Source organism: Streptomyces sp. NPDC046203 (genome assembly GCF_040646255.1).
In the GTDB taxonomy this organism is placed as follows: Bacteria; Actinomycetota; Actinomycetes; order Streptomycetales; family Streptomycetaceae; genus Streptomyces.
Genome location: NZ_JBEYZX010000050.1, coordinates 12,893 through 25,346, shown reverse-complemented (window position 1 = coordinate 25,346; position 12,454 = coordinate 12,893). Strand labels below are relative to the sequence as shown.

The following is a 12,454-nucleotide window of genomic DNA, read 5'->3' as shown; positions in this document are numbered from 1 at the left end:
GCGCGTACGACCCGAACAACTCGTACGAACCGAATGGCGCGTACGAACCGAACGGCTCGTACGGCGCCTACGACGGTCCCGACGGGACCGAGAGCACGACCGGGGTGACCGGGGTGACCGGGACGGCCGAGGAGTGGAACCCCACCGAGGACTCCCTGCGGGCCCAGAGCCGTTCCGGCGGCCGGCACCGCGTCGCCAAGCGTTCCAACTTCGCCCGCTCCTCCACCGTCCTCGGCGTCGGTGTGATCGCCGCCGTCGGCGCCGGCGGTCTGGCCTCCGCGCAGCAGAAGCCGCCGGTCTCCATAGCCCTGCCGGACGTCGGCCTCCCGGACGTCAAGCTGCCCGACGTGTCCGAACTCCCGGGCGTCGGACGGCTGATGAACGGTGGCGCGAAGAAGGACGACTCCGGCATCGTCGCGGGCAACGCCAACACCCAGCCGCTCACCGCGCTCACGTACACCACCCCCGCCGACGAGGCCGCCCCCGCCGGTGCCGCCGAGGCCGGTGCTCAGCCGCAGACGCAGACCGCGGCCGACGCGGGCGAGGCGCTGCGCGCCCGTATCCTCCAGCAGGCCGAGCAGCAGCACGCGGCCGCCGACGCCGCCGAGAAGGCCGCGGCGGAGACGGCGGCGGCGGAGAAGGCCGCCGCCGAAGCCGGTGCCAAGGCCGACGCGGCCGAGAAGGCCGCCGCCGAGGCGAAGAAGAAGGCCGAGGCGGAAGCCAAGGCGAAGGCCGCGGCGAAGGCGGAGGCCGAGCGTCTGGCCAAGCTCGCCGCCAGCTTCGCGCTGCCGACCTCGTCGTACGTGCTGACCTCCACCTACGGCGTGCCCGGTTCGATGTGGTCCTCCGGCTATCACACCGGTCTGGACTTCGCCGCGCCCACCGGTACGCCGGTCAAGGCCGTGCACGGCGGCACCGTCAAGTCGGCCGCCTGGTCCGGCGCGTACGGCTACCGCATCGTCCTCGAACTCGAGGACGGTACCGAGATCTGGTACTGCCACCTGTCCTCGATGACCGCGGGCGTCGGGCAGTCCGTCGGCACCGGCGAGACCATCGGCCGGGTCGGTGCCACCGGCAACGTGACCGGCCCGCACCTCCACCTGGAGGTCCACACCGGGGACGGCTCCCGCCTCGACCCGGCGTCCTGGCTCCGCTCCAAGGGCCTGACCATCTGACCTTCCCGAGGCTCCCCGGGGTTCCCCGGGCCGCCCGGATCCCTCGGGCTTCTTCGGCCCACGCCCCTGCGCGCCTGCGCACCTTTCGGCCCGCCCGGCCCCCGTCCGTCGGTGTGACAGGGGCCGAAGAGGCGGGCGTGGAAACGGTGCGGGCCCGGACGCGCGGAGGGAAGATCGACCCATGACTTCCCTTCGCCGACTGGGCACTTCCGATCTGCACGTCTTCCCGCTCTCCCTCGGGGGCAACGTCTTCGGCTGGACCGCCGACGAGGAGGGCTCCTTCGCCGTCCTCGACGCCTACGCCGCCGCGGGCGGCAACTTCGTCGACACCGCCGACGTCTACTCGCAGTGGGTCGAGGGCCACGAGGGCGGCGAGTCCGAGACCGTCATCGGCCACTGGCTGGCCTCGCGCGGCAACCGTTCCGACATCCTCGTCGCCACCAAGGTCGGCTCCCACGCCGACTACAAGGGGCTCCGGGCGGAGACGATCAAGGCCGCCGCCGAGCAGTCCCTGCGCCGTCTCGGCACCGACTACATCGACCTCTACTACACGCACTTCGACGACGAGTCCGTGCCGGTCGAGGAGATCGTCACCGCCCTCGACGCGCTGGTGAAGGAGGGCAAGGTCCGGGCCGTCGCCGCCTCCAACATCTCGGCGGAACGGCTGCGCGCCTCCCTCGACTTCGCCGAGGCCGAGAACCTCACCCGGTACGTCGCCCTCCAGCCGCACTACAACCTGGTCTCCCGCGACACCTACGAGGGACCGCTCCAGGACACCGCCGAGGCCGCCGGACTCGCGGCCGTGCCGTACTTCGGGCTCGCGTCGGGCTTCCTCACCGGCAAGTACCGGCCGGGCCGCACCGTCGACAGCGCCCGCTCCCAGCGGCCGCTCGAACTGCTCGGGACGGAACGCGGACAGCGGGTGCTCGCGGCCCTCGACAAGGTCGCCGAGGCCCATGACGCCGAGGTCGCCTCCGTGGCCCTGGCCTGGCTGGCCTCCCGGCCGACCGTGGTCGCCCCGATCGCCTCGGCCCGTACGGTCGAGCAGCTCCCGGCGCTTCTCGCGTCCACCGAACTGAAGCTGACGGACGAGGAACTGAGCACGCTGACGGCCGCGTCCGCCTGAGTTTCGCCCGAGCCGTTCCGGGGGCGGGGCCGGGCCTGAACGGGGACGGAACCCGCTCCGGTACGGGGCCGATGGCCCGCCCTGCCCCGCCCGCGCCTCTTGCCCCGTCGCCCCGCCGTCCCCTTCGGCTCGTTCAGAAGCCGGTGGGTACCGGAGAGCCAGGTCCGGCCCCCGGTTCCCGTCGGATCCGGCCCGCCAGCCGGACCGGGAGCAGCGTGGCCGGTACGGCGAGGGCGGGCACGATCCAGCGCGACAGCTCCAGCACCTGCGCCACGGCGCCCAGGGCGAGGCAGCCGAGGAACACGGCCAGGCCCGTGAGCACGGCGGTCCTCACCAGGGCCGCCGGCCGGTGGTCGAAGGGGTGGGCGTGGCGATCGTGGTGAGGGCGGTGAGGAAGGTGGTGGTCCGGGCGGGAACGGAACCACCGCAGACCGAAGCGCAGCGACAGGATCGCGAGCAGGCCCAGGCCGGTGGCGATGCCCGTACTCGTCCGGGTCTCGTCGCGCGGCTCGTCGAGGGTGGCCTGCCGGGCCTCGTCGGTGGCGAGCGCCACGACCCTCCCGCGCCAGAGCGTCCCGGCGACCCGGTCCCCCGGCCGCAGCCGTTCCAGTAGAGGGCCAGGATCCGCGAAGCTCACCGTGGGCCGCAGGACGGGACTGTTCAGCGATGCCTGGTAGCGGCGGCTTCGGGGAGTCCGGTCGACCACGATGCCGGCCACCGTGAACGCGACCGCCCGCAGACAGCCCTCCGGTCCGGCGGTGTCGGCGTCGTTGATGTCGGCGGTCTCGGCGGCCGATCGTGCGCCGGCGGTGACGGGACACGGCTCGGCGGCCCGGTAGTCCGCGTTCCACGACACCGCACCCGGTATGCGGTGGACGAAGCTGTCGAAGGACACCACCCCGAGCAGCAGCCCCAGCACGAGCGCGCCCACCCCGGCGAACCGCGCCAGGCCCCCGCCGTACGGACCGCTCCCGGGCCGCCACCGGACGGGCCCGTCGCCGTCCACCGGATCCTGCGCGTTCCCCACGGCCACCGGAGTCCCCCTCGCGTCCCCGCGCCGGAACTCCCCGCCTCCCCCTGAGACGGCCCCCTCCCGGCTGCCCCCGCAGTCTTCAGCCCAGGATGATCTTCAGACAAGAGGTCTGCATCGGCCGGACCAGGACGAATATCCAGCGGCGTCCTCAGCTGCGGTACGGGTTGTAGCCGCCGTAGTCCAGGTACTGCGGCGGCGTCCAGACGCGGCCGGTGGCCCGGGCCGCGTACGACAGCGCGGGCGAGGCGAGCGGCCGGCGCTGCCACAGATGGTGCAGCAGCTCCTGCTCGCGGGCCGCGAAGTCGGGTACGGCCTGGCCACGCCGGGCCCGGTGACGCAGGAACGCCAGGGTCGTGGCGAACGCCTCGTACTCGCCGACGGCCTGCGCCGCCGGTTTGCCGCGGCCCCGGGCGGCGAACGCGCGGGCCATCGAACGGGCCCGCATCGAGGAGAGCGCGAGCGGTTCGTCGGGCGCGAGCCAGCCCGCCGCCGCGTACGCCGGGAGCTCGGCGGATATGGTGCGCAGCTCCCGCTGCCTGTTCCATATCGCCAGCCAGACCAACAGGGCGAACACCGGCACCATGAACATGCCGTAGACCAGCAGGAACGCCATCGGGTGGAAGGTCGCCGAGCCGTTCCACAGCGCGTGCAGGCCCATCGCGAGGAGCAGCCCGCCGAGCGGCAGCAGCGTCATGCGGACCCGGCGGGCCTTGGCGGTGGCCGGGAGCAGGGCGGCGAAGCCGAGCCCGAGGCCGGTGAGCGAGGTGAACAGCGGATGGGCGAACGGGGACAGGACGACCCGCACGACGAACGTGCCCACGGTGACCGCCCCGACGCCCGTCCCGCCGATCTCCTGGTCCTCGCCGAAGGCGTTGCCGAGGTAGAGGATGTTCTCGGTGAAGGCGAAGCCGGTGGCGGTGAAACCGGCGTAGACGAGGCCGTCGACCGGGCCGTTGAAGTCCCTGCGGCGGAAGAGGAAGAGCAGCAGGACGGCGGCTCCCTTCGCGGTCTCCTCCACGAACGGGGCGACGGCGGTCGCGCCGAGGGCGTCCGCCGAGTCACGGTCGGCGGTGGCGCTCGATATCCACTCCACGGCGAAGGAGTTGGCGAAGATCGCGATCAGCGTGGACGCGAACGCGCCCCAGGCGAGCGCGAACAGCAGGTTCTTCCAGGGGGCCGGCTCGACCCGGTCGAGCCAGCGGAACGCCGACAGCAGCAGGGGCACCGGCAGGACGGCGAGCCCGAGGCCGACGAGGAAGCCCTCGGTGCCGGTCTCCTCCCGCACCAGCGCGAGGATCACCAGGCCGCACAGCGCCAGCACGGTGATCACGGCGATGCCCCGGACCAGCCGGCTGCGCCAGAAGGCCCGGCGGGGTTTGTAGCGCCACTTGGCGCGCGGCGGCACGGCGCCGAAGTCCGGCTGTTCGCCTTCCCGCGTGGGAACGGGGGAAGGCGCGGTCAGGCCCGGCGGGTGGGCCGGCGGGGCGGCTGTGCCGCCGGCCGCGCCGAAGGGCGCGGGCGCGGATCCGGTGATCGGGTTCGAGGACACCCGACGACAGTAGCCAGCGTCACCGACAGTAGTCGAGAGGGTTCTTTCGGCCTGTGGAAAACCCGGTGGGAGGTGTCTCGTCCCCCACCCAGGGGCTCACACCCTGTGGAAAAGCAGGTCGTGGACGACGTGTCCCTTGTCCAGTCCCTGCCCCTCGAAGCGGGTCAGCGGCCGGAAGCCGGGCCGGGGCGCGTAGCCGCCGTCGGCCTGGGAGTTCTCGAAGTCGGGGTGCGCGGTCAGCACTTCCAGCATCTGCTCCGCGTACGGCTCCCAGTCCGTGGCGCAGTGCAGCAGCCCGCCCTTCGCCAGGCGCGGCGCGAGCAGCGTGAGGAACTCGGGCTGGATCAGCCGCCGCTTGTGGTGGCGGGCCTTCGGCCAGGGGTCCGGGAAGTAGATCCGGCAGCCGGCCAGCGACTCGGGCGAGATCATCTCGCGCAGCAGGATGATCGCGTCGCCGTTGGCGACCCGGACGTTGGTGAGCCCGTTGCGGTCGGCGAGCCCGAGCAGATTGCCCTGGCCGGGGGTGTGCACGTCCACGGCGAGGATGCCGGTGCCGGGGTCGGCGGCGGCCATCTGCGCGGTGGCCTCGCCCATGCCGAAGCCGATCTCCAGGACGACCGGCAGACCGCCGAACATCTCGTCCAGGTCGAGGACGCGGGCGCCGTCGATGTCGATGCCCCAGTCCGGCCAGCGCTTCAGCAGCGCCTCTTCCTGGCTGGTGGTGACGCGGCTGCGGCGCGGCTGGAAGCTGCGGATCCGGCGCTCGTGGTGCGAGCCCGCCGGGTCGGGCGAGGGTCCCTCGCCCGGCGCGAACCGTCGGCTGCCCCGCTGCGCGGGCTGCTGGGCGGGGGCCGCCGGTGCGGCGTGCGGGGTGTTCTCTGGCTGCTCAGACACAATGCTTTCGATTCTACGGCGCACCGCGCGGTCGTCGCGGGCCCGAAGAGAGCGACGGCGGGCGGGGAACCGGGCGCCCTCGCACCGCCACGACGGCCGTGGCTGCCGCCACCGCCGTCACCGCCGTCACTGCCAAGGCTCCGTGCCACTCGCCACGACCGCCCGGGCCCCCGGCCCCGGCCCCGCGCCCCTCGCTACAGCTGCGCCAGCGCCCGGCCCGCCACCTCGCGGCCGATCGGCAGGGACGCCGTCGCCGCCGGCGAGGGCGCGTTGAGGACGTGCACCGCCCGCGCGGTCTCGCGGATGAGGAAGTCGTCCACCAGCGTCCCGTCCTTCAGCACCGCCTGCGCCCGCACCCCCGGCGTCGCTCGCCGCAGGTCGCGCTCCTCCACGACCGGCAGCATCCGCCGCACCGCCTCGGTGAAGGCGTGCTTGGACAGCGAGCGGTGCAGCTCGCCCACCCCGTAGCGCCAGTGCGCGCGGGCCATCGCCCGGGTGCCGGGCCAGGCGAGGGTGTCGGCCAGGTCGCGCGGGCGGACGACCGGCCAGCCGTATCCCTCGCGGGCGAGCGCCGGGACCGCGTTCGGTCCGACGTGGACACCGCCGTCGATGCCCCGGGTGAGATGGACGCCGAGGAACGGGAAGGCGGGGTCGGGGACGGGATAGACCAGGCCGCGCACCAGGGACGGGTCGGTCAGCTCGTAGTACTCCCCCCGGAAGGGGATGATCCGCATCCCCGGGTCGTCGCCCGTGAGCCGGGCCACCCGGTCGCTGTGGAGGCCCGCGCAGTTCACCAGGACCCGCGCGCGCACCACGCGTCCGGCGGCCGTGCGCACCGCGACGCCCCAGGGCCGCCGGTCGATCGCGGTGACCGCCGAGCCGTAGCCGATACGGGCCCCGGACTCCTCGGCGAGCCGGGCCGCCACCGCGCCGTAGTCGGTGATCCCGGTGGTGCCGACATGGATCGCGGCCAGGCCCCGCACTCGCGGCTCGTACTCGCTGATCTGGGCCGGCCCCAGCTCGCGTACCGGGATCCCGTTCTCCCGGCCGCGCTGGACGAGCGCGTGCAGCCGGGGCAGCTCCTCGCGCGCGGTGGCGACGATCAGCTTGCCCGTGACCTCGTACGGAATTCCGTGTTCCGCGCAGAACTTGACCATCTCGGCGGCGCCCTCGACCGCGAACCGGGCCTTGAGCGAGCCGGGGCGGTAGTAGATGCCGCTGTGGATCACGCCGCTGTTGCGGCCGGTCTGGTGGCGGGCCGGGGCGTGTTCCTTCTCCAGGACGGTGACCCGGGTGCCGGGAGCCGCGCGGCTGATCGCGTACGCGGTCGACAGGCCGACGATTCCGCCGCCGATCACGAGCACGTCACAGTCAAAGCGGTCCGATTCGGACACCAGCGCCACCTCCCACCCCTGCATACTGCACTGGCCCACTGACACCCGGGCCAAACCGTTCGTTCCATGGGACGTGTGTCACGCCGGCCGCGCGAGGCCGCGCCCGGACCCGCCGTCATGCCCACGACACCGCGTCCGCGCCCCCGCGCCCGGTCCGGCCGGACCCGGACCGGCCGGTTCCACTCACGCCGGACCCGCCACCCATGACGGTTCCGCCCGTGCCGCTTCCGCTCACGCCGGTGTCACGAGCAGCGGCCGCGCCCGCTCGCGCAGCTCCATGACGCGCGGCTCGTGCCCGTACGGTTCGAGGCGGTGCAGCAGATCCCGTACGTACTCGGTGGTCCGGGCCGACGAGATCCGCCCCGCGACCTCCACCGCGCGCGTACCGGCGGCACAGGCCGCGTCCAGGTTGCCGGACTCCAGCTCGGCCACCGCCGAGACCACGAGCCGCAGCCCGTGCGAGCGCACGTACTCCTCGGTGGGCCGGGACAGCGCCTGCGCGGTGAAGCGGCGCATTTCCTGCGGCAGCTTCAGATCGCGGTAGCACTCGGCGGCGTCGGCGCAGAAGCGGTCGTACGAGTAGAAGCCGAGCCAGGTCGGATCGCCGTCGCCCTCCCGCGAGCGCTCCAGCCACCCCTCGGCGGACTTGAGCGCGCCGGTCGCGGCGCCCTGGTCGCCGGCCTTGGCGTGCGCCCGGGCCTCGACGAGCCGGAAGAAGGACATGGTGCGGGCGGTGGCCAGGCCCCGGTTGCGTTCGAGGGCCGCCTGGGCGAGGTCGACGCCCTCGTCGGCGAAGCCCCGGTAGGTCGCCTGGAGCGACATGGAGGCCAGGACATAGCCGCCGAGCGGGACGTCGGCGGCGGCGCGGGCGAGCCGCAGCGCCTGGATGTAGTAGCGCTGGGCGGCCTCCTGCTGGCCGGTGTCGAAGGCCATCCAGCCGGCGAGCCGGGTCAGTTCGGCGGTCGCGCCGAACAGGGCGCGGCCCACCTCGTCCGAGTAGGAGCCGAGCAGCAGCGGCGCGGCGTCGACCCGCAGGCATTCGGGGACCATCGAGGAACGCCAGTCGCCGCCGCCGTACTTGGAGTCCCAGCGGCGGGCGTCCTCGGCCGCCTCGCGGAGTTTGGCGACGTCGCTGTGGCCCACGCGCGCGTGCTCGCCGTTCTCGGCGACGCCCGCGCCGCCGGGACCGCCGGCGATCGGGGGGACGGCCGGGGCCGGTCCCGGGCCGGGCAGGGCGAGCGGACCGGGGGCCGGACGCGTCAGGAGCCGTTCCACCGAAGGGTCGGCGGGCGTGATGAGCCAGCGCTGCGCGGGCGTCGCGTAGGCGCTGACCGAGAACGAGCCGGCGAGCGACTGCCAGATCCCGACCCCGCCCCGCCGGCCGACGCTGTCCAGCCGGTACAGCTCGGTGGCCGAGCGGACCGCGGCCCCGACGTCGCGCGGGAAGGCGAGGCCCACCTCGGGCGCCGGGTCGGCGTCGGCGAGGCCGATCTCGTGCAGCGGCACCGGCCGGCCGAGTTTCTGGCCGATGGCGGCGGCGATCAGGTGCGGGGCGGCGCCCTGCGGCACCATGCCCTTGGACACCCACCGGGCCACCGACGTCTTGTCGTAACGAAGCGTCAACCCCCGTTGCGCACCGAGGTCGTTGACGCGCCGGGCGAGCCCGGCATTGCTGATTCCCGCGAGGGCGAGAACCGTGCCGAGCTTTTCGTTCGGCCCGCGTTGCTCCCTGGACATGACGCCACCCCTCGACACGACACCCAGAAGCCGCCACGACGCCGGGCATAGGCGTGCGGCATTCGTTAGCACAGCGTAGTTCGCCGGATCCCGACCGTTAAGGGGCGGTGTGCCGTATGGCGAGATTGTTGTGGGATGGAATGACCGGCGGTCTCCTCGACGCGCGCGCGTGCCCCCGCCGTGTGGCCGTGCGCCCGCCCGTGCGCTCTCGTCCCGTGTCGGGCGGGAGCGCTTCCATGAGTGCTGCGTGGGTCGGCCCGCATGGCCGAGGACCGATGTCCCGGACGGTGGGCTGGGGGACACCGCCGCCCCACTCCCCGCGGGGTGGCGGACGGCTCCGGGAGGCGACCGCCTCCCGGACCGCCGTACCGTTTCCGGTGCCTTGGGGTTGTGCGCCCCGACCGAGAATGGCCGAAAGTCGCCGTACCGGCCTGGCGCTCAACAGGCTTATGCCAAGGGCGCGTTCAGTGTGGCCGTGATGCCCCGGTCGCACCCCTCGCGCGCCGTTGTCATGACAGCATGTCTCCACTCGACCTTTGTGGAGGCGGCGATGCGGTGGCTGGTGGGCTGGAGCAGTGTCGCCTCACGCTCCCACGCCCCGTACCCGGCGGCACCCGGCTCCGCCGGAGCCGTCGGCGACCCCGCCGACGGGCTCAGCGTGCAGCCCGTGGGCGCCCAACTCCTGTGGGAGGACCCCGATCCGCTGTGGGCGGTCGGCGACTGGCGCCCCGACGAGGTGCGCCTGGTCGACCTCGACGCGCACACCCGGATCGCCGTGCTCGGCTGCTGCGCCGCGAGCGACGACGAGCTGCGGCGCGGACTGCTGACCGCGCGCGGGGGCGCACTGCGGCACCTGACGGCATGGCCGGGCAGCTACACCGCCGTCGTCAAGGCGGGCCGCCGCATCACCGTCACCGGCGATCTCGCGGGCGCCCGGCCGGTGTTCCACACCTCCTGGGCGGACGGTACGGCCTACGGCACCGCCGCGCTCCCGCTCGCCGACCTCACCGAGGCCCAGCTCGACATCGGACACCTCGCCGCCCTCCTCGCCTGCCCCGAGACCCCCGAGGCGCTGCGCGACTCCACCCCCTACGAGGGCGTCCGCCGGGTGCCGCCCGGACACGCGCTGATCCTGCGCGAGGGCGCCCGCGAGATCACCGGCCACGAACCGGTCGCCTCGCTCGCCGTCGCCGCGCCCGAGACCGACGCCCGCCAAGCGGTGGAGGCCGTCCGGGACGCGCTCGTCGGAGCCGTACGGGCCCGGCTCACCGCACCGCGCCACGCCCCCGAGGTGCCGCTGCCCGACCCCGGCCCCGTACCCGGCATGGGACCCGCCGACCGGCGCGCCGCGCGCGGCGGCGCCCCCACCCCCGGGATCGGCGCCGACCTGTCCGGCGGCAGCGCCTCCGCCACCCTCGCCCTGCTCGCGGCCGGGCTGCCCGGGGTACCCGGCACGATCCCGGGCCGGGGCGCGGCGGGCGAACGGCTGCTCGCCGTCACCTTCAACGACCTGGCCGCGCCCTCCGGCGCCGAGGGCCGGGGCGAACTCGCCCGCGCCCGCGAGATCGCCGCCAACCCGAGGCTGCGCCATGTCGTCGTCGCGGCCGGCGAGGACGCCCTGCCGTACACGGGCCTCGACGGGCCGCTCACCGACGAACCCGCGCCCTCTTTGGTAGCCGCCGAACGGCACCGCAGACGGCTCGCGGGCGGCAGCGCCGACCATTTCACCGGCTTCGGCGCCCGCCAGGTCCTCGACGCCCATCCGGCCCGCCTCGCCGACCTGTTGATGGACCGCAGACGCCGCTCCCTGGTGCGGCCGGTGACCGCGCTCGCCCGCGCGAGCGGGCCCTCCGCAGGCGCGCTGCTCGTCCCGCTGACCGTGTACCGGGCGGCCCGGCGGCTCGCCCGTACGCCGTACCGCACCGGTCTGGAGACCGCCGCCACGCGCGTGTTGGAGGCCAACCGGGCACCCGCCCCGGCCTACGGGCCCCTGGAGGCGTCGCTGTCCGCCCTGGCCTGGTCCCGGCCCGGCCCGGCGGCGCGCTGGCTGACGGGAGAGGCACTGGCGGAAGTATCGGTTCGCCTGGGCCGGGCGGCGACCCTGCCCACCTCCGTCCAGCGCCCGGGCGAGGCACGCGCGCGTGCCGCCCTCGCCCGCGCCGCCGCCGACCACCGGATCCTGGAACAGGCGGCGGAGATCCGCGGCCAGCGCCTGCACGCGCCCTTCCTCGACAACCAGGTCGTCCGCGCCTGCCGGGACCTCCCCGAGTCGCTGCGGGTCCAGCCCGACGCCCGCGCCACGGTCCTGCGCACCGTCCTCGCGGACACCGGCATCCACGACCTGCCGTCCGGCTGGGGCGCCCCGCACCCGGCCGTCCCGGCCGCCGCCACCCGCGCCGGACTGCGCGCGGCCCTGCCGCACCTGCTCGCCCTCTTCCAGGCGCCGCTCCTGGCCGACGCGGGCCTGGTCGAGGCCCGTGTCGTGCGCCACGCCCTGCGCGCCGCCGCCGACGGCGAACCGGTCCCCCTCGACGGCCTCGCCGACCTGGTCTCCACCGAACTCTGGCTCACCCGGCTGCTGGCCCGTCGCGGCTCCTGCTGGACCGGCACTGCCGCACCCCGGCACCGCGCGGTCCCGGGGCCGCTGGTTCCGGCGGGACGGGCGCTGCCGGCGTGAATCGCGGCCCGCGCCCGGCCGGTTGCCCGTTCCGGGTGACACGGCCGGGAAACAGGCCCGCACGGGTGCGTGGGCCGGGAGACTCGCCCCGAAGCGCCGCGAGGGAGGATCACGATGACCGGAACCGGGACGACGGGAGCCGAGACGACGGGAGCCGAGACGGCGGGAGCCGGGGCGACCGGGACGGGGACCGCCGGTGCCGAGGGCGGTCCCGAGGGCGCTCCCGAGGCGGCCGAACTGCTCGACCGCTTCGACCGGCTCAGTGCCGCGTCCCCGGACGGCCGGCGGGTGGAACTCCTCGAAGGCCGGATCCTGGTGACGACCGTCGGCACCGCCGGGCACGCGAAGAGCGTCACGGAACTCGCCGAGGCCCTGTGGGACGAGAGCCGGATTCGGCGCGGCCACACCGGAATCGGTCTGAGGCTGCCCGACCCGGTGGCCGAGGCCCGGGTGCTGCCCGACCTGGTGGTGGCGCCCCGGGGAAGCTTCCGCGACGAGGACGTCTGGCAGGCGCCCGACCCGGTCCTGCTCGTCGCCGAGGTGGTCGCGCCCGCCACCGCGTCGCGTGACCACGGCCCGAAGGCACGCGGGTACGCCCGTGCCGGAATCCCCATCTATGTGATCGTCGACCGCGCCGGAGACGAGATCACCGTCCACTCCGCACCCAGCGGCGATCGCTACGCGCGCCGCACCGTCCACAGGCTGGGGACAGTCGTTCCGCTTCCCGACCCGCTCGGCTTCGCGATCGACACCGCGGAGTTCTGAACCCGGCCCGTCCACCCCGCCCCGCCCCGCTCCGGCGCCCGGTCCGTCGGCCCACCCGGCCGTCTCCCGGCCGAAGCCGCCGGGGGGCGCGCGTCCGGACACGC

9 protein-coding genes are annotated in these 12,454 nt (G+C 74.7%); 4 read left to right on the top strand and 5 right to left on the bottom strand.

Annotation, left to right across the window (positions count from 1 at the left end):
- Nucleotides 1–104 precede the first annotated feature (104 nt).
- Both ABZ990_RS26495 and ABZ990_RS26490 read left to right on the top strand, forming a co-directional pair.
- A complete protein-coding gene (locus tag ABZ990_RS26495) occupies nucleotides 105–1,175 on the top strand; it encodes a M23 family metallopeptidase (protein ID WP_361236558.1) in 1,071 nt (356 codons plus the stop codon).
- Between the two features lie 181 nt (nucleotides 1,176–1,356).
- On the top strand, nucleotides 1,357–2,301 hold the full coding sequence (locus tag ABZ990_RS26490; protein WP_361236510.1) for an aldo/keto reductase: 945 nt from the start codon (nucleotides 1,357–1,359) through the stop codon (nucleotides 2,299–2,301).
- A gap of 133 nt (nucleotides 2,302–2,434) precedes the next feature.
- Here the strand turns inward: ABZ990_RS26490 and ABZ990_RS26485 are convergent, their stop codons facing one another.
- From ABZ990_RS26485 to ABZ990_RS26465, 5 genes are all read right to left on the bottom strand, one after another.
- Complete coding sequence (locus ABZ990_RS26485) at nucleotides 2,435–3,334, bottom strand: hypothetical protein (protein ID WP_361236507.1); 900 nt, start codon at nucleotides 3,332–3,334, stop codon at nucleotides 2,435–2,437.
- Nucleotides 3,335–3,482: 148 nt separating this feature from the next.
- Nucleotides 3,483–4,796, bottom strand: a complete 1,314-nt coding sequence (locus tag ABZ990_RS26480) for a PrsW family intramembrane metalloprotease (protein ID WP_361236555.1) — start codon at nucleotides 4,794–4,796, stop codon at nucleotides 3,483–3,485.
- Nucleotides 4,797–4,979: 183 nt separating this feature from the next.
- Nucleotides 4,980–5,777, bottom strand: a complete 798-nt coding sequence (trmB, locus tag ABZ990_RS26475) for a tRNA (guanosine(46)-N7)-methyltransferase TrmB (protein ID WP_361236504.1) — start codon at nucleotides 5,775–5,777, stop codon at nucleotides 4,980–4,982.
- Nucleotides 5,778–5,971: 194 nt separating this feature from the next.
- A complete protein-coding gene (gene lhgO / locus ABZ990_RS26470) occupies nucleotides 5,972–7,195 on the bottom strand; it encodes an L-2-hydroxyglutarate oxidase (protein WP_361236501.1) in 1,224 nt (407 codons plus the stop codon).
- Nucleotides 7,196–7,402: 207 nt separating this feature from the next.
- Entirely contained in the window at nucleotides 7,403–8,908 is a 1,506-nt protein-coding gene (locus ABZ990_RS26465) for an MFS transporter (RefSeq protein WP_361236498.1), read from the bottom strand.
- A gap of 550 nt (nucleotides 8,909–9,458) precedes the next feature.
- Here ABZ990_RS26465 and ABZ990_RS26460 point away from each other — a divergent pair.
- Complete coding sequence (locus ABZ990_RS26460) at nucleotides 9,459–11,585, top strand: asparagine synthase-related protein (protein ID WP_361236495.1); 2,127 nt, start codon at nucleotides 9,459–9,461, stop codon at nucleotides 11,583–11,585.
- A gap of 114 nt (nucleotides 11,586–11,699) precedes the next feature.
- The gene (locus ABZ990_RS26455) at nucleotides 11,700–12,350 is read left to right on the top strand and encodes a Uma2 family endonuclease (protein WP_361236493.1); all 651 of its coding nucleotides are present in this window, start codon (nucleotides 11,700–11,702) and stop codon (nucleotides 12,348–12,350) included.
- Nucleotides 12,351–12,454 lie beyond the last annotated feature (104 nt).

Bases quoted from the DNA above. Each gene is read 5' to 3' on its own strand.
- ABZ990_RS26490 (WP_361236510.1), top strand. From the start codon at position 1,357: ATGACTTCCCTTCGCCGACTGGGCACTTCCGATCTGCACGTCTTCCCG.
- lhgO (WP_361236501.1), bottom strand. From the start codon at position 7,195: ATGCAGGGGTGGGAGGTGGCGCTGGTGTCCGAATCGGACCGCTTTGAC.
- ABZ990_RS26465 (WP_361236498.1), bottom strand. From the start codon at position 8,908: ATGTCCAGGGAGCAACGCGGGCCGAACGAAAAGCTCGGCACGGTTCTC.
- ABZ990_RS26460 (WP_361236495.1), top strand. From the start codon at position 9,459: ATGCGGTGGCTGGTGGGCTGGAGCAGTGTCGCCTCACGCTCCCACGCC.
- ABZ990_RS26455 (WP_361236493.1), top strand. From the start codon at position 11,700: ATGACCGGAACCGGGACGACGGGAGCCGAGACGACGGGAGCCGAGACG.